Source organism: Cryobacterium sp. TMT2-17-1, assembly GCF_004402765.1.
GTDB lineage: Bacteria > Actinomycetota > Actinomycetes > Actinomycetales > Microbacteriaceae > Cryobacterium > Cryobacterium sandaracinum.
This window is the reverse complement of the sequence record NZ_SOGC01000051.1, coordinates 1-24,306: the sequence shown is the minus strand read 5'-3', so window position 1 is coordinate 24,306 and position 24,306 is coordinate 1. Positions and strand designations below refer to the sequence as shown.

Annotated in this window: 18 protein-coding genes and 1 pseudogene; 7 read left to right on the top strand and 12 right to left on the bottom strand. The window is 68.6% G+C overall.

What is annotated here, in order from left to right:
• Window positions 1-186 precede the first annotated feature (186 nt).
• Genes paaZ through E3O47_RS15455 form a run of 4 tightly spaced genes read right to left on the bottom strand, consistent with a single transcriptional unit; the run spans window position 187 to window position 5,095 of the window.
• Window positions 187-2,268 (bottom strand): phenylacetic acid degradation bifunctional protein PaaZ, encoded by a 2,082-nt coding sequence (gene paaZ / locus E3O47_RS15470; protein ID WP_134400966.1) that lies wholly within the window; start codon window positions 2,266-2,268, stop codon window positions 187-189.
• The gene (locus tag E3O47_RS15465; RefSeq protein ID WP_134343150.1) at window positions 2,268-3,167 is read right to left on the bottom strand and encodes a 3-hydroxyacyl-CoA dehydrogenase family protein; all 900 of its coding nucleotides are present in this window, start codon (window positions 3,165-3,167) and stop codon (window positions 2,268-2,270) included. The genes paaZ and E3O47_RS15465 overlap by 1 nt, the downstream gene beginning before the upstream one ends.
• The gene (locus E3O47_RS15460; protein ID WP_134421221.1) at window positions 3,164-3,910 is read right to left on the bottom strand and encodes an enoyl-CoA hydratase/isomerase family protein; all 747 of its coding nucleotides are present in this window, start codon (window positions 3,908-3,910) and stop codon (window positions 3,164-3,166) included. The genes E3O47_RS15465 and E3O47_RS15460 overlap by 4 nt, the downstream gene beginning before the upstream one ends.
• Complete coding sequence (locus E3O47_RS15455; RefSeq protein ID WP_104103477.1) at window positions 3,911-5,095, bottom strand: acetyl-CoA C-acyltransferase; 1,185 nt, start codon at window positions 5,093-5,095, stop codon at window positions 3,911-3,913.
• A gap of 141 nt (window positions 5,096-5,236) precedes the next feature.
• Between E3O47_RS15455 and E3O47_RS15450 the strand changes: the two genes are divergently transcribed.
• A complete protein-coding gene (locus E3O47_RS15450; protein ID WP_134343148.1) occupies window positions 5,237-6,487 on the top strand; it encodes a low temperature requirement protein A in 1,251 nt (416 codons plus the stop codon).
• A 35-nt stretch (window positions 6,488-6,522) separates the two neighbouring features.
• On the opposite strand, the gene E3O47_RS15445 is transcribed toward E3O47_RS15450, so the two are convergent.
• From E3O47_RS15445 to E3O47_RS15435, 3 genes are read right to left on the bottom strand one after another with little or no spacing between them, the layout of a single operon-like run.
• Complete coding sequence (locus E3O47_RS15445; RefSeq protein WP_134421220.1) at window positions 6,523-7,035, bottom strand: hypothetical protein; 513 nt, start codon at window positions 7,033-7,035, stop codon at window positions 6,523-6,525.
• Window positions 7,032-7,592: a hypothetical protein gene (locus tag E3O47_RS15440; protein WP_134421218.1), complete on the bottom strand. Its 561-nt coding sequence runs from the start codon at window positions 7,590-7,592 to the stop codon at window positions 7,032-7,034. The genes E3O47_RS15445 and E3O47_RS15440 overlap by 4 nt, the downstream gene beginning before the upstream one ends.
• Before the next feature lie 14 nt (window positions 7,593-7,606).
• Complete coding sequence (locus E3O47_RS15435; RefSeq protein ID WP_104103465.1) at window positions 7,607-8,299, bottom strand: GntR family transcriptional regulator; 693 nt, start codon at window positions 8,297-8,299, stop codon at window positions 7,607-7,609.
• Window positions 8,300-8,433: 134 nt separating this feature from the next.
• Here E3O47_RS15435 and E3O47_RS15430 point away from each other — a divergent pair, with 134 nt between their 5' ends.
• Window positions 8,434-10,161 carry an L-lactate permease gene (locus tag E3O47_RS15430; protein WP_104103462.1) on the top strand — a complete coding sequence of 576 codons (1,728 nt, stop codon included), beginning with the start codon at window positions 8,434-8,436 and terminating at the stop codon, window positions 10,159-10,161.
• 74 nt (window positions 10,162-10,235) lie between these two features.
• Window positions 10,236-13,070, top strand: a complete 2,835-nt coding sequence (locus E3O47_RS15425) for an FAD-binding and (Fe-S)-binding domain-containing protein (RefSeq protein ID WP_134421222.1) — start codon at window positions 10,236-10,238, stop codon at window positions 13,068-13,070.
• A 126-nt stretch (window positions 13,071-13,196) separates the two neighbouring features.
• Here the strand turns inward: E3O47_RS15425 and treZ are convergent, their stop codons facing one another.
• The 3 genes from treZ to glgX are packed head-to-tail and all read right to left on the bottom strand — an operon-like array spanning window position 13,197 to window position 19,550.
• Entirely contained in the window at window positions 13,197-14,969 is a 1,773-nt protein-coding gene (gene treZ / locus E3O47_RS15420; RefSeq protein ID WP_134421216.1) for a malto-oligosyltrehalose trehalohydrolase, read from the bottom strand.
• The gene (gene treY, locus E3O47_RS15415; RefSeq protein ID WP_134421214.1) at window positions 14,959-17,349 is read right to left on the bottom strand and encodes a malto-oligosyltrehalose synthase; all 2,391 of its coding nucleotides are present in this window, start codon (window positions 17,347-17,349) and stop codon (window positions 14,959-14,961) included. Before treY ends, treZ begins: the two co-directional genes overlap by 11 nt.
• A complete protein-coding gene (gene glgX / locus E3O47_RS15410; protein WP_134421212.1) occupies window positions 17,346-19,550 on the bottom strand; it encodes a glycogen debranching protein GlgX in 2,205 nt (734 codons plus the stop codon). The genes treY and glgX overlap by 4 nt, the downstream gene beginning before the upstream one ends.
• A gap of 360 nt (window positions 19,551-19,910) precedes the next feature.
• Between glgX and E3O47_RS15405 the strand changes: the two genes are divergently transcribed.
• Window positions 19,911-20,102, top strand: coding sequence for a hypothetical protein (locus tag E3O47_RS15405; protein WP_134421210.1), 192 nt, complete (start codon window positions 19,911-19,913; stop codon window positions 20,100-20,102).
• Between the two features lie 150 nt (window positions 20,103-20,252).
• Here E3O47_RS15405 and E3O47_RS15400 read toward each other — a convergent pair whose 3' ends face one another.
• Window positions 20,253-21,314, bottom strand: a complete 1,062-nt coding sequence (locus E3O47_RS15400; protein WP_104103447.1) for an LLM class flavin-dependent oxidoreductase — start codon at window positions 21,312-21,314, stop codon at window positions 20,253-20,255.
• A 212-nt stretch (window positions 21,315-21,526) separates the two neighbouring features.
• On the opposite strand from E3O47_RS15400, the gene E3O47_RS15395 reads away from it, so the two are divergent.
• Both E3O47_RS15395 and nrdD read left to right on the top strand, forming a co-directional pair.
• Entirely contained in the window at window positions 21,527-21,907 is a 381-nt protein-coding gene (locus tag E3O47_RS15395) for a hypothetical protein (RefSeq protein ID WP_134421208.1), read from the top strand.
• 157 nt (window positions 21,908-22,064) lie between these two features.
• Window positions 22,065-22,967, top strand: a pseudogene (gene nrdD, locus E3O47_RS16840) (anaerobic ribonucleoside-triphosphate reductase); the annotation flags it as partial.
• 152 nt (window positions 22,968-23,119) lie between these two features.
• On the opposite strand, the gene E3O47_RS15385 reads toward nrdD, so the two are convergent.
• On the bottom strand, window positions 23,120-23,515 hold the full coding sequence (locus tag E3O47_RS15385) for a YchJ family protein (protein ID WP_104103582.1): 396 nt from the start codon (window positions 23,513-23,515) through the stop codon (window positions 23,120-23,122).
• A 393-nt stretch (window positions 23,516-23,908) separates the two neighbouring features.
• Between E3O47_RS15385 and E3O47_RS15380 the strand changes: the two genes are divergently transcribed.
• Entirely contained in the window at window positions 23,909-24,127 is a 219-nt protein-coding gene (locus E3O47_RS15380) for a DUF1653 domain-containing protein (RefSeq protein ID WP_104103441.1), read from the top strand.
• Window positions 24,128-24,306 lie beyond the last annotated feature (179 nt).

Genomic DNA, 24,306 nt, shown 5'->3' with positions numbered 1-24,306 from the left:
TGCCGTCGACAGCGGCCGCGCACCGTACGCGCGCCCCGCCGGCAGCGTGAACGAGTTCGACGGAGATTTTGCGCGAAACGGCCCAAAACAGCCCGGAAACCGGCTTATTCCTTAAAATCTCCGTCGAATTCGTTCGACACCCGACCTGGCGCTCCGCCTGTGGCGCTCTCAGCTGGTGCCCGGGGGTTACTCCTTGGCGACCAGGGTGAGAACGTCGTAGGTGGCGACGACCTCATCGTTCTGGTTGTGCAGCACGGCGTCCCAGCAGACCTCGCCGTACTCTTCGGTCTCGCGCGGGGTGATCCGCTTGGCCGTCAGGGTGACCCGGATGCTGTCGCCGGGCGACACCGGGGTGACGAACCGCAGCTTCTCCAGCCCGGAGTTCGCGAGCACCGGCCCGGGGGCCGCATCCACGAACAACCCGGCCGCCCAGGACACCAGCAGGTAGCCGTGCGCGACGATCCCGGGGAAGAACGGGTTCGCCGCCGCCGCCTCGGGGTCCGTGTGCGCGTAGAACTTGTCGCCGGTGGCCTCGGCGAATGCCGTGATGTCGGCCAGAGTGACCACGCGCGGTCCGCCCTGGGTCTGGTCGCCCACCCGCAACTCGGCCAGGGACTTTCGGAACGGGTGGATGCCCGTTCGCACCGCGGCACCGGCGTGCCACTCCCCCGTGATGGCGGTCAGCATGTCGGGCGAGCCCTGGATAGCCGTGCGCTGCATGTGGTGCAGCACCGAACGGACGCCGCCGAGCTCCTCACTGCCGCCGGCCCGCCCGGGTCCGCCGTGCACGAGGTGCGGAACGGGCGATCCGTGGCCCGTGCTGCTGCGCGCATCGACCCGGTCAAGCATCAGCACCCGGCCGTGGTGCGCTGCGATCCCGAGCACGAGCGTACGCGCGATATCGGGGTGGTGAGTGGCCACGGTCGTCACCAGTGAGCCGCCGCCGCGCGCGGCCAGCGCGATGGCGTGGTCCAGGTCGGTGTACTCGATGATGGAGGCCACCGGGCCGAAGGCTTCGATCTCGTGCACGGCCGGGCTCTCCGGGTCGTGGAAGGCCAGCAGGATGGGGGCGACGAAGGCGCCGCCCGGGTCGGTTCCGGTCGGGGCGTCCGCCGAGCCCATCACGATGCGTCCGCCGCCGTCGATCAGGCGGGCGACGCTGGCGAGCACCTCGTCGCGCTGCCCTGTGCTGGCGAGGGGCCCCATGGTGACCCCCTCGGCGCGCGGGTCACCGAGGGTGACGCGGCGGGCCATCCGTTCGGAGACGGCCGCGACGACCTGGTCGCGGCGGCCCGCCGGCACGATCAGCCGGCGGATGCTGGTGCACTTCTGACCGGCCTTGCTGGTCATCTCGGTCACTACGGAGGCGACGTAGGCGTCGAACTCGGCCGTGCCGGCTGCGGCGTCCGGGCCCAGGATCGCGGCGTTGAGCGAATCGGTCTCGCTCGTGAAGCGCACGCCGCCCTCGACCACGTTCGGGTGGGACTTGAGGGTGCGGGCGGTGCCGGCCGACCCGGTGAACGCCACCAGATCGCGGTAGTCGAGGTGGTCGATCAGGTCCCTGGCGCTGCCGGAGATCAGCTGCAGGGCGCCCAGGGGCAGGATGCCGGACGCCAGGATGTGACGCACGACCGCCTCGGTCAGGTACCCGGTGGGCGTCGCGGGCTTGACGATCGTCGGCACGCCGGCGATGAACGCCGGGGCCAGCTTCTCAAGCATGCCCCAGACCGGGAAGTTGAAGGCGTTGATCTGGCAGGCGACTCCGGGGATGCGGGTGTAGATGTGCTGACCGCTGAAGGAGCCGTCGCGGGAGAGCGCCTCGACGTCGCCGTCGATGTAAACCTGACTGTTGGGCATCTCGCGCCGGCCCTTGGAGGACAGCGTGAACAGCACTCCAATGCCGCCGTCGATGTCGACCATCGAGTCGTAGCGGGTGGCGCCGGTGCGGGCGGAGAGCGCGTAGAGCTCCTCCTTGACCCCGCCCAGGTACTGTCCCAGCTTCTTGAGCAGGATGGCACGCTGGTGGAAGGTCAGTTCCCCGAGCGAGGCCTGGCCGACCGTGCGGGCGTGTTCGACCACGGCGGCCAGGTCGAGCCCGTCGCTGCTGACCCGGGCGACCTCGGCCCCGGTGCTCGCGTCGAGGACACGCTGGGCGACCACGTCGGTGTCCGGGGTCCACCAGGAGTCGAGAACGTAGCTGGGAACGACCGTGTCAGAGCTCGTGTCGGGGCCGGTGTCAGTGCTGGTGCCGTTGCTGAGAAGTGTCATCATGCGTCCTTCCAATCGAAGAAGCCGCGGCCGCTTTTGCGTCCGAGGTCACCGCGTGCGACAAGGTCGCGTAGCAGTTGCGGCGGGGCGAACCGGTCGCCGAGGGTTTCGTGCAGGTGTTCGGCGATGCCGAGGCGAACGTCGAGGCCGACGATGTCGGTCGTGCGGAGAGGCCCGACCGGATGCTTGTAGCCAAGAACCATGGCCGTGTCGATGGCCTCGGGGCTGGCCACGCCCTCCTCGACCATGCGGATCGCCTCGAGCGCAATCGCGACGCCGAGGCGGGAGCTGGCGAAGCCGGGCGAGTCCCGCACCAGGATCGGCGTCTTCCCGAGCGAGGACACCCAGTCCTGGGCGAGCCGGGCGAGCTCCGGGTCGGTGCGCTCCCCCGTGACGACCTCGATCAGGGTCGAGACCGGCACCGGGTTGAAGAAGTGCAGTCCAATGAACCGGTCCGGGCGGTCCAGCGTCTCGGCCAGATCGGTGATCGACAGCGAGGAGGTGTTGGACGCCAGCCAGGCGGTGGGGGCGAGGTGCGCCTCCACCAAGCGGAGCGCCTGCGTCTTCAGCGCCACGATCTCGGGAACGGCCTCGACGACGAGGCCGGAGCCGGCGAACGCGGCGGCATCCGTTGTCACGGTCAGCCGGTCGCCGAGCTCGGCGCGGCTCGCGGTCACGCTACCGCGGCTGAGGGATTTGTCGATGGCGGTCAGGACCCGGTCGCGGGCGGCGGCAGCCGCGTCGTCTCCCTGCTCCACGACGGTGACACGGGCCCCGGCCATCAGGAACGCGTGCGCAATGCCGGCGCCCATGCGGCCTCCGCCGAGCACGCCGACCTGGAGCGGCACTGGCACGGACTGAGCGGCTTGGGCCTTTGCGGACACGGTGCTGAGCGTCATCGCTTCTTCCTCTCCAGGAATGCGGTCATTCGGATGAATTTCTGGTCGGACTCGAACAGGCGCGCCTGGGCCTCGTTGTCGGCCACCGGATGCTCCGCGGCGGGAACATGGAAGACCTCCTTGGCCAGCTGGGTGGCCAACGGGTCCTGCTTGGCGATCCGGTCGGCCAGCGCGTGCGCTGCCTCGAGCAGGACGTCCGACTCGTGCACCTCGGTGACCAGGTGCACCGCCAGCGCCTCGGAAGCGTTCAGGATGCGCCCGGCCAGGATGATCTCCTTGGCCACGGGTTCGCCGACCAGCGCGGCCAGCCGCCACAGCGCTCCGGCCGCCGGGATGATGCCGAGGGCCGTCTCCGGATTGCCGAGCCGGGCGGTCGTGGAGGCGATCCGGAAGTCGGCGGCGTAGGCCAGCTCGGCCCCGCCGCCGAGCGCCCAGCCGTCGATGGCGGCGATCACGGGCATCGGCAGGCGGGCGATCCGGCCGAACAGGGTCGAGTTGATACCGTTCAGGGCGTCTTCGGCCCGGCGTTCCCGCAACTGGGCGATATCGGCCCCGGAGGCGAAGACGCCGTTCGTGCCAGACAGGATCAGGATGCGGGGTTCCTGCTCGAGGTCGGCGCAGACCAGGTGCAACTCGTCGATCATGGTCTGGTCGATGGCGTTGCGCACGGCCGGTCGGTCGAGCTGCACATGCACCCGGTCGGGCCGCTCGTCGACCAGCAGCGTCGTGAACTCGCGCGACATCTAGACGCGCTCCACCAGCAGGGAGGAACCTTGCCCGACGCCCACGCACATGGTGGCCACGCCGCGTTGGGCACCCTCGCGCTCCATGCGCCCCAACAGGGTGATCAGGATACGGGACCCGGACGACCCGAGCGGGTGCCCGAGGGCGATGGCGCCGCCGTGCCGGTTGACGATTTCCGGGTCGAGGCCGAGCCGGCGGATGCAGGCCAGAGACTGGGTCGCGAACGCCTCATTGAGTTCGACGGCGTCAACGTCACCGATGGTCAGTCCCAGGCGGTGCAGCAGCTTCTGGGTGGCGGGGACCGGGCCGAGGCCCATGGTCTCCGGGGCGACGCCGGCGCTGGCTCCGCCTACCACCCGGGCGCGGGGCGTCAGCCCCAGACGCTCGATGGCCGCCTCGCTCGCCACAACAATGGCGGAGGCCCCGTCGTTCAGGGAGCTGGCGTTGCCGGCCGTGACGATGCCGCCCGTCCGCACGACCGAGCGCAGCCCGGCGAGGCGTTCGAGCGTGGTGTCGGCTCGGGGGCCCTCGTCGATCTCGATCAGTCCGGCGCGGGTGGGAACACCCACGATCTCGGGCGTGAAGATGCCGTCACGTTGCGCCTCGAGTGCCAGCCGGTGCGAGCGGAGGGCGAACGTGTCGGCATCCGCCCGGCTGATGCCGTCGAGGGCGGCGACCTCCTCCGCCGTCTCCGACATGGAGAAGGTGGCCTTGTCGCGCGCTTGCAGGCGCGGGTTCGTGAAGCGCCAGCCGATCGAGGTGTCGACGATCTCGCCCGGCTTGGCGAACGCCTTCTCCGGCTTGGCGAGAACCCAGGGTGCGCGGGTCATCGATTCGACGCCGCCGGCGATCACGAGGTCTGCTTCGCCGGCCTTGATCATGTTGGCGGCCAGGTGCACGGCGGACAGGCCGGATGCGCAGAGCCGGTTGACCGTGATCCCCGGCACGCTGTCGGGGAGACCGGCCAGGAGCACGGCCATGCGGGCGACGTTGCGGTTGTCCTCGCCGGCCTGGTTGGCGGCGCCGAGGACGACCTCGTCAAGGAGGGTGGGATCCAGCCCGGACCGGGACACGACCGAGGCAAGCACGATGGCGGCCAGGTCGTCGGGGCGGATGCCGGCCAGCACCCCGCCGTATCGACCGATAGGAGTTCGAACACCATCAACTAGGAATGCTTCGGGCATGGCTTCATCACCTTTGATCGCCGTGTTTACTAACTGACCGTTCGTTTTGTAAAAGAATGTCATAGAAAGTCCCATCAGGGCAACACGGGAGGCCGCCATACCGCCTCCCCCACATCTGCCGAACTGAGGCAGACTGGGTGCGTGAACGCAACGCCCAGCACCGTCCCCTCCGCTCCCGGCACCGGTCGCCGCCCCGCCGGCCGTTTTGGCCTCCGGCTCAATCTGATGCGCCCGGATCGGCCCGACCTGGCGGATCGGGTCACCTACATCGAGCTGTTCTTCGACCTGATCTTTGTGTTCGCGTTGACCCAGCTGTCGCGCCACCTCTACGAGAACCAGTCCTGGCAGGGAGCCGCCGAGTCCGTCATCCTGGTGCTCGCCCTGTGGTGGATCTGGGTGCACACCACCTGGGTGACCAACCTGCTCGATCCGGCCCGCCTGCCTGTGCGCGGGGTCGTGATCGGCCTCTCCCTGGTCGGGCTGGTGGTGAGCGTCTCGATCTACGAATCATTCGGCGACCGGGGATTCCTCTTCGCCGTGGCCTACGTCACCCTGCAGCTGGGCCGAACGGCCTTCATGGCGCTCGCCCTCGCGCTCCACGATCGCGCCCTCTTCCGCGCCTTCGTGCGGATCTTCCTCTGGCTCGCCGTGGCCGGGCTCTTCTGGATTCTCGGCGGCCTGCTCCCGGCCGACTACCGGTTGCTGCTCTGGGCCACCGCACTCGGGATCGAGTTCGTTTCCGCGAAGCTCGGTTTCCCGGTGCCGGGCCTCGGCCGGGCCACTCCCGGCGACGGCGAGCTCTCCGGTCCGCACATCGCGGAGCGCAGCGCCCTGTTCGTCATCATCGCACTCGGCGAATCATTTCTGGTGACGGGCTTCGCCTTCGTCGATCAGGACGTGTCGGTGCCGGGTGTGCTCGGCCTGCTACTGGCCTTCGTGAGTGGAGCGGCCATGTGGTGGCTGTACTTCGACCACAGCGAGTACGCGGGCAGCAAAGCCCTCGCCGATGCCGCCGACCCCGGCCGGCTCGCCCGGCTCGCGTATACCTATGTACATGCGATGCTCATCGCCGGCATTGTTCTGAGCTCGGTCGGCGTCAAGGAGATCCTGGCGCATCCGGATGACCCGGTCATTTTTTCGACGGCCGTCGCCATCACCGGCGGGCCTCTGCTGTACCTGCTGGGGCTGGCGTTGTTCCGATTCGTCGTGGCCCGGGAGGTGCTGATCTCCCATGTCACGGGAATCGCACTACTGCTGCTGGCGCTGCCCCTCGCCTTCGCCCTCTCGCCGCTCGCGTTAGGAGCGCTGGGAGCGCTCATGCTGACGACCGTCGCCTGCTGGGGGACCATCGTGCGCGTGCGGAACGGCACCGCCGAGAAGGAGGCCGGCTAGCCGAAACTGGGAGGCTTCGAGTGATCGAACCCCGGTCAGAAGAAGCCGTCGGGGGTGCCTGCAGCCTTCTCGACCGCCTCGGTGCCGATACGCGCGGCGCCGAGCTGGGCCATCGCGACGCGCAGGCCGGATTCCATCTGGGCGGCCCAGACCTCGGTCTCGCGGCTGGCGGCGTCGGTGGCATCCGCTCGGGCGATAGCCTTTTCCTTCTCGGCGCGTTCGCTGCGCACCTGCTGGATGCTCAGGGTGATGCCGTAATAGGCGGCCACCATCGAGGCAATGGGCGTGGCGAATACGGCGAGGGCGTTAATGCTCTCGCTCGACACCCCCACCAAAAGCATCACGATGAAGGCCACGGCAAGGGCTATGATTCCAACCAGGACGACCAGCGCGGTGCGCTGGCCGGACGTGGTCGTGAGGTGCGCTACGCGCCTGGGCGCGGGCTGGGCCTCGGTCGTCTGGGGCTCTTCAATGGGCTTGAGCGTCTCGGTCTGATCGGACAGGGGCATCGACCGGGTGGGCGTGCTGGTCGAGGAGAAATCAGTCATGGTGAGGGCTCCGTCGTCAAAGTGCATCGGGGGGAAGCGGTGGGGTCATTGTCTGCTGCCGATTCGGCGCGGTCAAGGCGGGCATCCGGGTCTTCGTTGAGAAAGACCCGTTTGTAGCTTCGCCCGTCGGGGAGTTCGACGGTTCGGCCGGCGAGCTTGCCGCGGCTCAGCTTCAGGTAGATCGCCTGGGCGGTGACCCCCAGCTGCGCAGCTGCCTCGGACACGGACAGCCCAGGCAGATCGGTGGGCACGGCGCTGGGACGTGCGGATCGCTTGCGTCCGGCCGCCTGCCGTGCGGCGATCTCCGAATCGGTGCCGCTCCAGCGCCACTTCGCGGCGGCCGGTTTCAAACCGGCGGCGTCGGCGATCTCGTCCCAGTCCGCTCCCCCGCTGAGGGCGTCGCGCACACCTACCAGGGTGGCTGGGTCGGCGTCGAGCTCGAAGAGCAGGGAACGGACGGCCCGCAACCGCTCGAGCGGCGCCGAGCCCGGGGCCGTGTCGAGGGTCACCAGGCGCGACAGGGCAACCCGGGTGGATGGTGCGAGAAAGTAGCCCATGGCGTCTGGGGAACTCAGACCCGGTGCAGGGATGATGGGAGGTGTGCCTCCGGGCCGGCTTCGCCGCCGATTGCCGCGGCGAGGCGTTCGCGGGCACGGGCGAGGTGTTCGTCGAGCAACTCGGCAGCCGCGGCGCCATCGCCCTCCCCGATCAGCTCGAGCAGGCGCTGGTGTTCGGCCTGGATCAACGCGGTGTCGAGCAGGTTCAGCGACTGCACCCGCACCATGCAGAGGCGTACCTCGCTAACCAGGGAACGGTACATCCTGCTGATCCGCTCGTTGCCGACGGCGTCGATCAGACTGGTGTGGAAACGCATATCGGGTTCCACGACGTCGAGGGCGGAGCCGCCAGCCACGGCCGCGATGTCGAGGTTGGCCTGCACGGCCTCCTCGGGGACGGTGCAGGTGAGGGCCAGGCGGCGCAGCACCTCGCTTTCGAGGTAGGCGCGGGCCTGGTAGATGTCGCGCACGGAGTCCGGTCCGAGCTCGGCGACGCGGGCGCTCTTGTGCGCCCCGCGCACCAGCAGTCCCTCAGCGACGAGTTTCTCGATCGCCGCCTTCGCCGTGGGGCGGGCGACGTCGTAGCTCGCGGCCATATCGGTCTCGGTCAGGGCCGTGGCGGAGGTCAATTCCCCTTCAAGGATTCGGGTTCGCAGGTCGTTCGCGATGGCATCCACGATCGACGTTGCCGTTACGCGCGCTGTCACGGGACCTGCCTTTCCTAAATTGTGTTCTCATCTTGACAGACAAAAACACAATATATATTGACTTACTTGCATACTTGCTATACAACTGATGAAGTGTCACGACGGCGTGACCACGACCTCAGTGTGGAGACCCAATCTTTCAACAGATACTCGATCCGATTCTTGGATCCCTCGTCCTGTCGGCCATCTGCGCCGCATTGCCGCTGATTCTCCTGTTCGTCCTTCTCGGCGTGTTCCGGGTCAAGGCGCACAAGGCGGCGCTGGTCAGCCTGCTCCTCTCGGTCGTGCTCGCCGTCGTCGGCTGGCAGATGCCGGTCGGCCAAGCGCTGAGCGCCACGGCCGCCGGCGTCTTCTACGGCCTCTTCCCGATTCTCTGGATTCTGGTCAACGCGTTGTGGATCTACAAGCTCACCGTGGCCACCCCCTGGTTCGAGGTGCTGGGCCGCACCATCCGCTCCATCTCCAACGACCTGCGTATCCTGGCCATCCTGATCGCCTTCTGCTTCGGCGCACTACTCGAGTCCCTCGCCGGATTCGGCGCCCCGGTTGCCATTTCCGCCGCCATGCTGATGGCCGCGGGCATGAAACCCCTCAAATCCGCCATGGTGTCGCTGCTGGCCAACACGGCCCCGGTGGCGTTCGGTGCCATGGCCGCCCCGATCATCGCCCTCAACGGCGTCACCGGCCTGCCGATCCAGGACCTCGCGTCGATGGCCGGCCGCCAGACGCCGTTCATCGCCGTGATCGTTCCGCTGATCCTCGTTTTCATCGTCGACGGCAAGCGCGGCGTCAAGCAGACCTGGCCGGTGGCCGTGGTCGCCGGACTCGTCTTCGGACTGGCCCAGTTCGTCACCGCCAACTTCTTCGCCGTCGAGCTGACGGATGTCGTGGCCGCCGTCGCCACCGTGGCCGCCGTCCTGGTCATGCTGCGCTTCTGGCAGCCGGCCGAATCCATGGGACTGAACGACGACGTCGAACTGTCCGGTGCCGAGAACCTGGTGAGCACGACCGTGGGCGCCGCGGTCCCCGCATCCGCCATGCGCAGCACCCCCACCACCGCGCTCAAGTCGGCGCGACGCTCTGCCGACAGCCCTGACCTGAACGACAACACCCGCCCGGAACCGCGCCAGGTGTGGAAGGCCATCGCCCCGTACCTGATCATCATGGGCATCTTCTCGATCGCGCAGATCCCGGCCATCAAGGCCTGGCTCAGCGTCGTGGGCAGCGTCACCTTCGCCTGGCCCGGACTGAACGTGACCGACGCCGCCGGCGACCCGGTTCCGGCCACGATGTTCAAGCTCGACCACTTCAAGGCCACCGGCACCCTGCTGCTTTTCTCCGGCCTGCTCACCATGGCGCTCTACAAGGTCTCGTTCCGCCAGGGCCTCAAGATCTACGGCGACACCCTCGTGCAGCTGCGCTGGACCATCGTCACCGTTACCGCCGTGCTCGCCCTCTCGTTCGTGATGAACCTGTCCGGCCAGACCGCCTCCCTCGGCGCCTACCTGGCCACCGCCGGCGTATTCTTCGCCGTGATCTCCCCCCTGATCGGATGGATCGGCGTGGCCCTGACCGGCTCCGACACCTCGTCCAACGCGCTCTTCGGGCAGCTGCAGGTCACCGCCGCCAACGCGACCGGCCTGTCACCTGTGCTGATGGCCGCCGCCAACTCGTCGGCCGGTGTGCTCGGCAAGATGCTCTCGCTGCAGAACCTGGCCGTGGCGGCCGCCGCCGTCGGCCTGGTGGGTGCGGAGAGCCTGCTCTTCCGCAAGCTCGTCGGATGGAGCCTGGGGCTCCTCGTGCTGATCACGGTCCTGATCGTGCTGCAGTCCACCCCGGTCCTCGGCTGGATGGTGCCGTAATGGCCCGCCGCGACACGGTGGTCACCCCCTCGGCGACCGTCTCCGGTCCCACAGCGGTGCCTGCATCCGCCGGGATGCTGAGTGCCCTCCGCGCCGCGGTGTCCGACCCGGCCCAGGTGAAGACCCGGGCGATCGACCTGCACGCCAACGCCCACGACGCCTCGCACTTCCTGCTGGTGCCGCAGGCGGTCGTCGTGGCCGCCAACGCGGACGAGGTCGGCAAGCTGCTGCGCGCCAGTCGGGCGCAGGGTGTGCCGCTCACGTTCCGCTCCGGCGGTACCAGCCTGAGCGGCCAGGCGCTCACCGACGGCGTGCTCGTCGACGTGCGCCGCAACTTCAAACAGATCGAGGTGCAGGACAACGGCGCCCGGGTGCGGGTTCAGCCCGGCGTCACCGTGCGCGCCCTGAACGCCCGCCTGGCGCAGTACGGCCGCAAATTCGGCCCGGACCCGGCGAGCGAATCCGCCTGCACCATCGGCGGCGTCGTGGCCAACAACTCCTCCGGTATGGCCTGCGGCACCGTCGACAACGCCTACCAGACCCTGGAATCGGTCACGGTGGTGCTGCCCAGCGGCACCGTCGTCGACACCGGGGCGGCGGATGCCGATGCGCGCCTCCGCGCCCTCGAACCCGAGCTGCACGAGGGCCTGCTGCGCCTCGCCAAGCGGGTTGCCGGCAACCCGGCCTCCGTCTCGACCATCCGTCACCAGTTCTCGATGAAAAACACCATGGGCTACGGCCTGAACTCCCTGCTGGACTTCGACCGGCCCGTCGACATCCTGGCGCACCTGATCGTGGGCAGCGAGGGCACCCTCGGGTTCGTCGCGGAGGCGGTCTTCCGCACCGTCCCGCGGCCGACCCACACGGTCACCGGCCTGCTGGTCTTCCCGGACCTGGAGACCGCCAACGCGGCCCTGCCTGCCCTGGTGGGCACCGGGGCGGCCACCCTGGAGCTGATGGACGCCCTGTCGCTCAAGGTCGGCCAGGGCCTGGACGACGTACCCCCGGTCGTGCGCGACCTCGCGGTGCGCGACCACGCCGCCCTCCTGATGGAGTACCAGACCGACAACCCCGAATCGCTGCAGGAGCTCCAGCGCGCGGGCCTGACCATTATGCCGGGGCTCGGGCTCAGCGCCCCGGTGAAGTTCAGCGCGGACTCTGCGACCCGTGCCCAGCTGTGGCATCTGCGGAAGGGGCTCTACGCATCCGTCGCCGGCGCCCGCCCGCAGGGCACCACGGCGCTGCTCGAGGACGTCGTCGTGCCGGTGGCCGCGCTCGGCCGCACCTGCGTGGAGCTGATCCGTCTGTTCGACAAGTACAGCTACCGCAACAGCGTGATCTTCGGCCATGCCAAGGACGGCAACATCCACTTCATGCTCACCGACGGGTTCACCGGCACAACCGAGCTAGAGCGCTACAGCGCCTTCACCGAGGACATGGTGGACCTGGTGCTTGGCGAGGGCGGCTCGCTCAAGGCCGAGCATGGCACCGGCCGGGTGATGGCTCCGTATGTGCGGCGCCAGTACGGCGACGAGCTCTACGAAGTCATGCGGCAGCTCAAGGTGCTGTTCGACCCCGCCGGGATGCTCAACCCCGGCGTGCTGATGAATGACGACCCTGAGGTTCACCTTCGTGACATCAAGCTGGTGCCGCCCGTCGCCGAGGTGGTCGACAGCTGCGTCTCCTGCGGCTACTGCGAACCCGTCTGCCCCAGCCGGGACCTGACCCTGACCCCCCGCCAGCGGATCGTCACCCTGCGCGCCATCGAACAGGCCCGCCGGAGCGGCGACCTGGCTCTGGCCGCCGAGCTGGAGAAGGACTTCGTCTACGACGGCGTGGAGACCTGCGCGGTCGACGGCATGTGCCAGACCGCCTGCCCGGTCAACATCAACACCGGCACCATGATGAAGCAGATCCGGCGCGGCGAGACCGGACCGCTGATCAACGGCGTCTGGAACACCGCGGCCAAGAACTGGGGCGCGGTCACCCGCGGCGCCGGGCTGGCCCTCACTGTGGTGCGCAAGATCCCGGCCCCGGTACTGATGGTGCCCAACAAGCTCGGCCGAGCCGTGCTCGGCACCGACACGCTGCCGCTCTACTCGAGCGAGCTGCCCGGCGGCGGCGGCGGACGCTCCCGCCCGGTGCCGACCCTGGCGCCGGAAGCCGTCTACTTCCCGGCCTGCGTGCAGACCATGTTCGGTCCGGCCACCGCGGGCACGCCCGGGGTGCAGGTCAGCTTCGAGCAGCTCTGCGACCGGGCCGGCATCACCCTCGTCGTGCCCGCGGGCATCGACGGGCTTTGCTGCGGCACGCCGTGGTCGTCGAAGGGGCTGAAGACCGGCGAAGCGACCATGCGGGCCAAAACCCTCGCGGCGCTGCGCACGGCGACCCGGAACGGCGAGCTCGCCATCATCTGCGACGCCTCCTCCTGCACCGAGGGGCTGCGGACGACCATCGAGGGTGACCAGAACGAGCCGCGCCTGCGGGTGGTCGACGCCGTGCAGTTCGCGGCCGAACGCATCCTGCCGTCACTGCCCGAGTACCAGAAGATCGATTCGCTCGCGCTGCACCCCACGTGTTCTTCCACCCGGATGGGCATCAACGACTCCCTGCAGACCCTGGCCGGCGGGGTGGCCGAGAGGGTGCAGGTGCCGGATAACTGGGGCTGCTGCGGCTTCGCCGGGGACCGCGGCATGCTGCATCCCGAGCTGACAGAATCCGCCACCCGGGCGCAGGCGGCCGATGTCGCGACGATGGACGCCACGGCATTCGCGTCGTGCAACCGCACCTGTGAGCTCGGGCTGACCCGGGCCACCGGCAAGGAATACCGCCACGTGCTCGAGCTGCTGGAAGAGGTGACGCGGCCCGACGCCGACGATCCGGACGCCGCCGCATCCCACCTGGCATAGTCGGGCGCCGTCTGAGCTCTGCCCACTCGCGGCGCAGGTTGGAGAAACTGGCGCACGGTGTAACGTGCGCCAGTTTCCGTAGGGTGCGCCGCGAGGCACGAGGCCCCGAGGACCGTTGACTGCGGGCTAGTCGGAGGCGCCGAACACGGCGACGGAGTGCGGTGCGAGGGTGACCGCGGTGGGCGTGCGAGACTGGACCGCGTCGCCGACGGCGGCGAAGGATGCCAGTAGCGCCGGGGCATCCGTCGGCACGTCACGAGCCTCCGTGCCCAGGTTGACCAGGATTTCGGTGTCGCCGCGGCAGAGCCGCAGCCACCGCTCGTTATCGTCGACGTCGACCGCGACCCGGCCGAAGCGCGGGTCCGTGATGTCCGGACGGGAACGCCGCAGCCAGCCCAGAGCCCGGTAGAAATCGAGCAGGCGCGCGTGGGCCGGTTGGGACACCTCAGCCCAGTCCAGCACCGACCGCTCGAACGTGGCCGGGTCCTGCGGGTCGGGCACCACGGCCGGGTCCCAGCCCATGCGCGCGAACTCGCCGATCCGGCCCGTGCGGACGGCCTCGCCGAGTTCGGGTTCCGGATGCGACGTGAAGAACTGCCAGGGTGTGCTCGCCCCCCATTCCTCGCCCATGAACAGCATGGGCGTGAACGGGCCGAGCAGGGTCAGGGTGGCGGCGATCGCCAGCTGCCCGGCGTCGAGGGTCGCACTGAGGCGGTCGCCCGTGGCCCGGTTGCCGATCTGGTCGTGGTTCTGGTTGTTGACGACGAGGCGCCAGGCCGGCATCCGTGCGGTGTCGATCGGCCGACCGTGGGTGCGCCCGCGGAAGCTGGAGAAGGTGCCGTCGTGGAAGAACCCGTGGGTGAGCACCTTCGCGAGGGCGCTGAGCGGCTCGAAGTCGGCGTAGTAGCCGGTGGTCTCGCCGGTGACCGCCACGTGCACGGCGTGGTGGAAGTCGTCGCTCCACTGGCCGGTGAGCCCGTAGCCGCCGGCGTCCCGCGGCGTGATCAGACGCGGGTCGTTGAGGTCCGATTCGGCGATCAGGGTGAGCGGACGCCCGCGGGTGGCGCTCAACACATCGACGTCGGCGGCGAGTTCCTCGAGCAGGTGCAGGGCGTGGTCGTCCCGCAGGGCGTGCACCGCATCCAGCCTGAGTCCGTCGACGTGGTAGTCGCCCAGCCACATCAGGGCGTTGTCGATGATGTAGCGGCGCACCGGGTCGGAGTCGGCGCCGTCGAGGTTGAGAGAGGAGCCCCAGCCCGTGTCGCCCCTCTCGTTCAGGTACGGACCGAACTGCGGCAGGTAGTTGCCGCTCGGGCCGAGGTGGTTGTAGACCACGTCCTGGATGACGCCGATTCCGGCCTGGTGACAGGCGTCCACGAACCGTTGGTAGGCAGCCGGTCCGCCGTAGCCCTCGTGCACGGCGTACCAGAGCACCCCGTCGTAGCCCCAGTTGTGGGTGCCGTTGAAGGCATTGACCGGGAGCAGCTCCACGAAGTCGACGCCGATCGAGGCCAGGTGGGCCAGTCGGCCCGCCGCGGCGTCGAGGGTGCCCTCCGTAGTGAAGGTGCCGAGGTGCAGCTCATAGATCGTGCTGCCGGCCAGCTGGCGGCCGGTCCAGGCGCTGTCCTGCCAGACGTGCGCGCCGGGATCGAACGTGCGGCTCTTCGCGTGCACGCCGTTCGGCTGGTGCCGGGAGCAGGGGTCGGGGAAGGGCCCCTGACCGTCGATCAAAAAGCCGTAGTCGACGGGCTGATCGGCACGGCCCTCGGCGGGCTCGGTCAGCGGACGGGGTGCGTGCCACCATCCGTCGCCCCGCGGGGTCATCGGCACGGTCTGGTCGGCGAGTTCGACCGCCAGGGCCGATGCGTTGGGAGCCCAGACTTTGAATTCAGCGGGCATGGTCGGCACCTTCCAGGTCGGTCGTGCGGGTCGGGTCGGCGTCGTCGGCCGGCACCAGCAGGGCCACCGGGTAGCGCCCCAGCAGGGCGGCCACGCTGACGGATGCGCCGGGGTGGCGTTCCCCGGTCAGCAGATCGACGACCGGCCCGCCGGCCAAGACCACGATCGTATCTCCCCAGCCGCCCGCGGCCGCGAGCCCGAGCGGCAGCCGGGTGGCGATGGTGACCGCGCCGCCGCGGTCGAAAGCGATCACGTGGTCGGCGGCGGCGCCGAACGCGGGGACCGGACTGTGCCGGTAGAAACGTTCGGGCTGGTCGCGGCGCAGCCGGAGGGCGCGCGTGGTGACCAGAAGTTTCGCGGCGCCGGTCTCGTCGACGGGCGGCAGCCAGCCGTCCTGCACCCGGGCCAGGTAGCCGCGCCGCAGGTCGTAGTCGACCGGGCGGCGGTTGTCGGGGTCGACGAGGGAGGTGTCCCATAGCTCGCTGCCCTGGTAGACGTCGGGCACTCCGGGGGCCGTCAGCTGCACGAGCTTGTTCGAGAGCGCGTTGCTCCAGCCCGCCTGGCGCACCCTGTCGACGAACGCGGTGAGCGTCTGCGTGACTGCCGGGTCGTTGAAGGAGGCGGTCACGAGGCCGCGCATCGCCGTCTCGAACTCCGCGTTCTGGCTGGTCCAGGTGGTCGACGTTCCGGCTTCCCGAGCCGCCTTCTCCGCGTAGGCGATGAGGCGTTCCGGTGTGGCCGGCCACGATCCGACGATGGCCTGCCAGAGCAGGTTCTCGAACGGGGCGTCGCCGAGGGGCGCGGTCGCGCGCAGGGTGCGCAGGGTGCTCTCCCATTCGGCCGGGATCTCGGCCAGCACCGAGATCCGGGCGCGCACATCCTCACTGCGCTTGGTGTCGTGGGTGGAAAGGGTCGTCAACGAGGCCGGGAAGGTGGCCTGACGGGTCTGCTGGCGACGGTGGAACTCGGCCAGGTCGACCGCGAACTCCCCCGGGTCGGCGCCGACCTCGTTCAGCGAGGTGAGCCGGCTGAAGCGGTAGTACGCGGTGTCCTCGACACCCTTGGCCATCACCATGCCCGAGGTCTGCTGGAAGCGCACGGCCAGCGGATGCCCCGGGTCGCCGAGCAACGGAAGCAGAGCCTCGATCGCGGGGCCGAGGTCGGGCCGGTGGCGAGCCGCCTCGACGCCAGCGTGGCGCAGCTCGTCGATGCCCACCGGGAGGTAGGAGCGGTAGACCGGGAAGCAGGCCAGGAGTTCGGTCAGGGCGTCGACCGTGGTCAGTTCGGTGGTGGCGTCGCCGCCGGGGACCAGTCGGGCCAGGCGCACGACCTCGGCCTGGAGGGTGCGGTCCGCGATGACGCGCTTCCGCGCGTGCACCAGGTCGGCCCAGTCCGCCGGCGGCGCGTCACCGGTCAGCGCCGCGGCCTCGGCCTGCAGCCGGGCCTCGAGTGCGTCGAGCGCGCCCTGCCCGGCCGGGTCGACGAGCAGCCGGTCGAAGTCGGCGAGGGCGTCGTACCCGGTCGTGCCGGCGGTGGCCCAGCTGGTCGGCAGCTGTTCGTCGCCCTCGAGGATCTTCTCGACGAGCACGTAGGCTCCGTCGGTGGCATCCCGCAACCGGTCGAGGTAGCCGCCCGGGTCGGCGAGACCGTCGGGGTGGTCGACCCGCAGCCCGTGCACGAGGCCGTCCTGCACCCAGCGCACGATCTCCCGGTGGGATTCGTCGAAGACCCACGGCACCTCGACCCGGAGGCCGGCCAGCGTGTTCACGGAGAAGAACCGACGGTAGTTCAGCTGCGCGTCCGCGCGGCGCCAGTTGACGAGTTCGTAGTGCTGCCGGGCGTGCACGACGCGGGCGTCCGCGCCGCCGTCGGCGCTGCCCGGGGCGAGCGGGAACCGGTTGTCGTAGTAGTGCAGCTCGTCGCCGACCACCTGGAGGCGGTCGAGTTCGCTCATTCCGTCCGCGTCGTCGCCGAGCACGGGCAGCAGGATTCGGTCGCCGTTCGCGGCCCAGTCCACGTCGAAGGCCTCCGCGTAGCGCGAAGCGGGGCCGTGCTGGAGCAGGTTCCACCACCAGAGGTTGCGGTGCGGGGTCGCGACGCCCATGTGGTTGGGCACGATGTCCACCAAGATGCCGCGCCCGGCATCCGTCGCGGCCGCCGCCAAGCGGGTGAGCGCCTCGGCTCCGCCCCGCACCGGGTCGATGCGTGAGTGGTCGACGACGTCGTAGCCGTGGTCGGAGCCCTCTTCCGCAGCGAGCAGCGGGGACAGGTAGAGCCAGTCCGCTCCCAACTCGGTCAGGTAGTCGAGCACCCCTTCCGCGGCCGCCAGGTCGAACGCGGCCGTGATCTGCAGACGGTAGGTGGTGAGCGGAATTTTCACGGCTGGACCAGGTGCGCCGGGTCGATCACGGGGATCGTCCCCGTCATCAGCCCGGCCAGGGAGGCCGCGACGGAGTGGTCCGGCGTGGTTTCCGGAGCGTGATACGCCCGCAGCACGACGAGGGAACGCGACGTCACCGTGTGCAGGGACCCGGCGGGCCGCGGAACCGCGTCGGCGCCTTCGCCCGCCGTGTCGACGACGATCTCCCACGCCGGGGCGTATTCGGCCGAGGGCAGGGTGAACTCGACATCCTCGGCGTCTGCGTTGAAGCAGACCAGGAAATTCACGTCGGTCACCATTTGGCCACGGACGTCGCGCTCCCGGATGCCGTCGCCGCTGAGGAACATGGCGACCGTGCGCGTGAGGTGCTCGTCCCAGTCCTGGGGCTGCATTTCCTGCCCGTCGGGGGTCAGCCAGACAAGGTCGCTCATCGGGTCGCCCGCGGCGCGGTGACCGGGGTGGCCGTTGAAGAAGCTGCTGCGGCGGAACGTCGGGTGTTCGCGGCGCAGCCGGGAAACGGCAGCCGTGAACTCGATCAGCGGCTGGTCCGCCTCCGACCAGTGGATCCAGCTCAGTTCATTGTCCTGGGCGTAGGTGTTGTTGTTGCCGTTCTGCGTTCGGCCGAGCTCATCGCCGTGCAGGATCATCGGCACACCCTGCGACAGGAGCAGGGTGGCAACGTAGTTGCGTTGCTGCCGGGCCCGTAATGCCAGGACCTCCGGGTCATCCGTCGGCCCCTCGACCCCGGAGTTCCAGGACCGGTTGTGCGATTCGCCGTCCTGGCCGTTCTCGCCGTTGGCGTCGTTGTGCTTCTCGTTGTAAGAGACCAGGTCGGAGAGGCTGAACCCGTCGTGCGCGGTGACGAAGTTGATCGAGGCGACGGGGCGGCGGCCCGAGTGCTCGTAGAGGTCGGCGGAACCGGTGATTCGCGACGCGAACTCGCCTAGCGTCGACGGTTCGCCGCGCCAGAAGTCACGCACGGTGTCGCGGTACTTTCCGTTCCATTCCGTCCACTGAGCCGGGAAGTTGCCGACCTGGTACCCACCGGGGCCGACGTCCCACGGCTCGGCGATGAGCTTGACCTGGGACACCACCGGGTCCTGCTGCACCAGTTCAAAAAAGGTGGAGAGTTTGTCGACGTCGTAGAGGTCCCGGGCCAGAGCCGAGGCCAGGTCGAACCGGAAGCCGTCGACGTGCATCTCGAGAACCCAGTAGCGCAGCGAGTCCATGATCAGCTGCAGCGAGTGCGGGTGACGAACGTTCAGGGTGTTGCCGGTGCCCGTGTAGTCCATGTAGTACCGCTTGTCGTCGTCCATGAGCCGGTAGTACGCCTCATTGTCGATGCCCTTGAACGAGATCGTCGGGCCGAGGTGGTTGCCCTCCGCGGTGTGGTTATAGACCACGTCGAGGATGACCTCGATACCAGCGTCGTGCAGAGAACGAACCATCCCCTTGAATTCCTGCACCTGGTTGCCGAGGTCACCGGAGGAGGAATACGCGTTGTGCGGGGCGAAGAACCCGATGGTGTTGTAACCCCAGTAGTTGTTCAGACCCTTTTCCTCGAGGGTGCCGTCGTTGACGAACTGGTGCACCGGCATCAGCTCGATCGCGGTCACGCCGAGTTTCTGCAGGTGGTCAATGACCGACGGATGCGCCACGCCGGCGTACGTGCCGCGCTGGCCCTCCGGTACCGCATCCTGCAGCTTGGTGAGGCCCTTCACGTGGGCCTCGTAGATCAGGGAGGCGCTGTAGGGCGTACGCAGGGGCCGGTCTCCCACCCAGTCGAAGAACGGGTTGACGACGACGCCGAGCATCATGTGCGGGGCGGAGTCCTCGTCGTTACGCGAATCCGGGTCACCGAAGTTGTAGGAGAACAGGGACTGGTCCCAGTCGATCGTGCCGCAGGTGGCCTTGGCATAGGGGTCGAGCAGGAGCTTGTTGGGGTTCGCCCTGCTGCCCGCGGCGGGGTTGTAGTCGCCGTGCACGCGGTAGCCGTAGCGCTGTCCCGGTTGGATCAGGGGCAGGTAGCAGTGCCAGATGAACGCGCTGGATTCGACCACGTCGATGCGGGTCTCCACGCCCTGTTCGTCGAAAAGGCAGAGCTCAACGCGGTGGGCGGCTCCGCTGAACAGGGCAAAGTTCGTGCCGCTGCCGTCGTACGTTGCTCCGAGCGGGTACGCAGTACCGGGCCAGGTTTCCAAAAGGGTGCTCCTCGTGCTACGGGTCTCGTGCTGTCGACACACCGATCGCGCCGGTATGCCCACAAGTACGCTACAGTCTGCCGGGCCCCGTCGACGCCCGATCCGTTTTCGCGGGTGACCGCTCTGGGCATCAAGCCGCTGTGAATGCGGTCGTGGTCTTCGCTCCGTCCCCGGTTCTCACGGTCACCGTCGAGGGCCGCGAGGACGCCACCGATGTGCCTCTGCACGCCGGTGGCCAGGGAGTTTTGCAGGCCCGGATGGTTCAGGCTCGCGGTGCGACGCCCCGGCCGAGGTACTGCGTACCTGCACGCTCGGCGTGGCGGCGAACGCGTACATCTCGCCGAGGCCCAGGGCGATGTGTTGTCCCGGCACGATCTCGACGAGCTCTACGACCTCACCCTCCGGGCCGGCCTGGGGACAGACGTCATCATCCTCAGCGCACTGGCCGACGAAGACGTGGTGCCGGCGGATGTCTACCGCAGCCTCGAGCAGCTCGTCCCCGCCAGGTACGTCCTGCAGGAGGAGGGCGCCGGCACGGTGGCCGAGCTTTAGAGGCGGAGCACCGTGCCCGGTGTCGAACCAATTCGACGGAGATTTTGGTAAAAGAGCGGGTTTCCGGAGTATTTCGAGCCGTACTGAGCAAAATCTCCGTCGAATTCGTTCCGTGCGCTGTGACGGGCCTCGTATTCTGGCGTTCCGCGATCACCCGCTCACGTCGTCGGCGCGGTCGGCAGCCACCAGCTCGCGCACGAGCGGTGCCACCTCAGTGCCGTAAAGCTCGATGCTGGTCATCAGCTTCTCGTGGGAGAGCGTGCCGAGGCTGTATTTGAGGTCGAAGCGGGCGAGCCCCAGCCTCACCGCCGTGGCGGCGATCTTCGTGGCCACGGTCTCGGGTGAGCCCACGAACAGGGCGCCGTCCGGGCCGGCGTCGTGTTCGAAGCGCTCCCGGGTGACCGGACCCCAACCGCGCTCGCGGCCGATCCGGTCCTGCATGGCGGCATAGTGCGGCCACATTTCCTCGCGCGCCCGGGCATCCGTCACGGCCACATATCCCGGGGAGTGCTCGCCGATCGGGCGGGTCGGCTTCTCAAACTGGGCCAGCGCACGGTGATAGAGCTGAACCAGTGGCACGAAGGCCAGCGGCGAGCCGCCGATGATGGCCAGCATCAGCGGCAGGCCGTAGTGCGCGGCGCGCACGACGGACTGGGGGCTGCCGCCCACGCCGATCCAGGTGGTGAGGGATCCGGATTCGGTGGGCGGGAACACCCGCTGGTTACGCAGGCCGGCACGGGTTTCGCCCGACCAGGTGATGGGCTCCTCCTTGAGCAGCTCGGTGAAGAGGTTGAGCTTTTCCTCGAACAGAAGCTCATATTGCTCCAGCTCCAGGCCGAAAAGCGGGAACGACTCGGTGAAGGAGCCGCGACCCAGGATGACCTCGGCACGCCCGCTGGAGACCGCGTCGAGGGTGGAGAAGCGCTGGAAGACGCGCACCGGGTCGTCGGAGCTGAGAACGGTGACCGCCGACCCGAGACGGATGCTGGTGGTCTGTCCGGCGATCGCGGCCAGAACAACCTCGGGGGCGGAAACGGCGAAATCTTCCCGGTGGTGCTCACCGATCCCGAAAAAGTCCAGGCCGACCTGATCGGCCAGCACACCCTCGGCCACCACGTTGCGCAGCGTCGCCGCCTGGGACAACCGGGCCCCGAAGGCGTCAAAGGTAACGTCACCGAAGGTATCCAGCCCGAGTTCGAACTTCTTTTTCATCTGGTGCGTGCTCCTCGCCGTGGTCGGAACGTTCGACAAACTCTATGCAAATGCATTCAAAGGAAAAAACCGCGGCCGTCCCGAGAATATTCCGAGCCCGACCTGAGGTTCGGGGCGCTCCGCTAGGGATGGGGCCGCCGGCGAGCCGGCGCGAGGGGGCAGAATGGGGTCAGGCGCCACCATCCGGTCGCCCCGGCGACAGGAGATTTCCCATGACCGAACACGAACTCATTTCGCTCTGGACCCGGGCCCGCTGGCACATCATCGTGTCCCAGTTCGCTCCGACCTTCCTGCTCACGGCGCTCGTGGCCTTCCTGTCCGTCGGCCTTGCGGAGGCCGAGCTGAGCGTGCGCATCGCGGCCGCGGGCATCCTGCTGGCCTCAGGCATTCTCGGCGCGCTCGCTCAAATCGCGTCCGCGAACGAAGGGCTCGCCATCGTGGCTGACCTCCGCGCGCTGCCCGCGAGCAGCGCCCTCGGGCGCGGCGTCATCGCCTCCGCGCCGTGGATCAACGTCGTGCGCTTCCTGACCCCCGCAGTCTTCGTGGTCGTCTATATCGCCATTTTGGCGGCCCTGTTCCGACCGTTCGCTTAGCCACTCACCACCACATGTCGTCAGTATCGGAATGTGGACCCCAAGATGTGGTGACGTTGAGGCACCGGGTGAGGTCGAATGCACAAACCCGAAATTTTGGGCCATCACGCGCACTGGCGCTAACGCTCCCTCCGACGCAGTGCGGGTCCGTGCCGCCGTCTCCAGCGCCGAGATCGGCAAGGCGCACCGCGAGGGCGAGCTACACATCCACGACCCCGGCATGCTGGCCGGCTATTGCGCCGGCTGGTCGCTCCGGGTGTTCCTCGACGAGGGACTGATTGGCTTTCTCGACAAGGTCGAGTCCACTCCCCGGGGCATTTCTCCTCGGCCATCGCGCAGATCGTCAATTTCCTCGGCACCATGCAGACCGAGTGGGCCGGAGCGCAGGAGTTCAGCTCCTTCGACTCCTACAGGGCGCCGTTCACCAACCTCACGTTCGATTGGGTCTGCCCGGAAGACCTGCGCGAGCAGGTGACCGTGATCGGCGAGGTCGAGCAGGACCTCAACCACGGCAACCTGGCCGAGGAGATGGCCGTGATCAAGCGGGCGTCTATCGACGTGATGACCGCGGTGTTTGGCACTCCTTATTTCCAGAACTTCATTCCAGGAGACCACCGGAAACATGTACAACCTGGAGGCCACACCGGCGGCACCGTGCTGCACCTGTACATGTCGGAGAAGCTCTGCACGGCCGCGGCCTGCCGCGAGCTCGTCCAGCGCTCCCTGACGACGCACCGGCTGCCGTACATCACGGTTACGCCGTCGTTCTCAATCTGCCCCCGACCACGGCTACCTGGCCGGCGAGCACCCGACCTGCACGGTCTGCGGCGGCGTCTGTGAGGTGTGGACCATCGTGATGGGCCACTTCCGCCCGGTCAGCTCGTTCAGCATCGGCAAGAAGGGCGAGCGCGAACGATCTGCAGATCGCGGGACTTGTGGCACTGTCCACCTGCGACTGGCTGCTGGCTGCTGGCTGCTGGCCAAGCGTCACGGCCTGCTCGACGGCGTGGTCTTCTCGGGTGGGGAGCCCACCCGGCACGCACGACCGTCGACCCGATGATNCCCCCCCCCCCCCCCCCCCCGGAGACATCAGGGGCTCAGCGCCACGCTCACCGCCTTGGGCGTGCGGGAACACGTGCTGCAGACTGTGCGGGCCGAAGGTGCCCGCCCCGCGTTCGCGGCGCGGCTGAAAGCCCACCTGGAGCAGCTGGGCTAGACGGCGTCCCGGTAGACCCACCGGCGGTTCAGGCGCACGAACCGGCTGATCTCGTGCTGCTGCGAGGAGACGCCGCCGGACCGGCTGTGCGCCGTGAACTCCACCACCCCTTCGGTGTCGAACGGGCCGCCCTGCGCGGTCCGTTCGATCTCGAGGCGGAGCCAACGCACGTCGGCGTCGAGTTCCAGCACCTCCGGGCGGGTGAGCGGATGCCACGTCGTGAGCAGGTAGTCCGGCTCCCCCACCGCGAAGGCCGCGTACCGGGACCGCATCAGCGCCTCCGCGGTGGGCGCAAACGCGTCCCCGCGGTGGAACCGACCACAGCACGCGGAATAGAGGTTGCCGCTCAGGCAGGGGCACGGTCGAGGGCGCTGCGGGCGCTCTGCAGGAATCGAAGTCTCGGGCACCCCTCCAGTATCGGGCAGCGTTCGGGCCGCCGGAACCCGGTCGGCTCGGTCTCGTACTCGCGTTCTGCCGACCTGTTCGATCGCAGCGTCGCGGTCACCTCCCCCCGTGCCGGGTTCGTTCTGTGGCTCCCGTCGCTCGGGTGTCGGCCGGACTCGGAGCGATACTCGCGGTGCGGGCAACCGGTGGCGGGACGGTCTGGGCGAGGTGGTCGGCGACCCGGTCCCGGGCCAGGTCGGCGGCCGCCGCCAGGGTTTCGGCTCCTCGAACAGGTGTGTGGCGCCGGGCAACAGGGTACGGCCCGGTACCTGCCGGTCCGGCTCGGGTGGGGAGATGACGGTTTGGGAATGTCGGGCGAAGGAGCCTAGAGTCAGCCCACCATGAATGACATTGCGATCGGCAGATACAAGCACTACAAAGGTCACCTCTACGAGGTTCTCGGCGTGGCCCGGCACTCGGAGACCGAGGAACAGCTGGTGGTCTACACCGCCCTGTACGGAGAACGCGGGCTGTGGGTGCGCCCCCTGGCCATGTTCACGGGCACCGTCCGCGTCGAAGGCGCAGACGTTCCACGCTTCGCCCTGATCGACGGCGCGTGATCACCAGCCCCCGCAGTCGCGTCAGAGGGCCTCCGCGAGGATCCATCTGATCGATACATTTCATGCGAAAATTGGGGCTCCCCTGCTGTATCCGTGGGTGTTTCGGAGCGCCTTAACGGCCGCACGCCGCTTCCTGTCTAGGTTTCTGACTGTCAAAGGAAAGAAACTTTATAGGCGGG

Coding starts and splice junctions, on each gene's coding strand:
- treZ (WP_134421216.1), bottom strand. CDS start 14,969: ATGCCCGCTGAATTCAAAGTCTGGGCTCCCAACGCATCGGCCCTGGCG.
- paaZ (WP_134400966.1), bottom strand. CDS start 2,268: ATGACACTTCTCAGCAACGGCACCAGCACTGACACCGGCCCCGACACG.
- E3O47_RS15425 (WP_134421222.1), top strand. CDS start 10,236: ATGCTGAGTGCCCTCCGCGCCGCGGTGTCCGACCCGGCCCAGGTGAAG.
- E3O47_RS15395 (WP_134421208.1), top strand. CDS start 21,527: ATGACCGAACACGAACTCATTTCGCTCTGGACCCGGGCCCGCTGGCAC.
- E3O47_RS15460 (WP_134421221.1), bottom strand. CDS start 3,910: ATGTCGCGCGAGTTCACGACGCTGCTGGTCGACGAGCGGCCCGACCGG.
- E3O47_RS15445 (WP_134421220.1), bottom strand. CDS start 7,035: ATGACTGATTTCTCCTCGACCAGCACGCCCACCCGGTCGATGCCCCTG.
- E3O47_RS15380 (WP_104103441.1), top strand. CDS start 23,909: ATGAATGACATTGCGATCGGCAGATACAAGCACTACAAAGGTCACCTC.
- E3O47_RS15465 (WP_134343150.1), bottom strand. CDS start 3,167: ATGACGCTCAGCACCGTGTCCGCAAAGGCCCAAGCCGCTCAGTCCGTG.
- E3O47_RS15455 (WP_104103477.1), bottom strand. CDS start 5,095: ATGCCCGAAGCATTCCTAGTTGATGGTGTTCGAACTCCTATCGGTCGA.
- E3O47_RS15400 (WP_104103447.1), bottom strand. CDS start 21,314: ATGAAAAAGAAGTTCGAACTCGGGCTGGATACCTTCGGTGACGTTACC.
- E3O47_RS15440 (WP_134421218.1), bottom strand. CDS start 7,592: ATGGGCTACTTTCTCGCACCATCCACCCGGGTTGCCCTGTCGCGCCTG.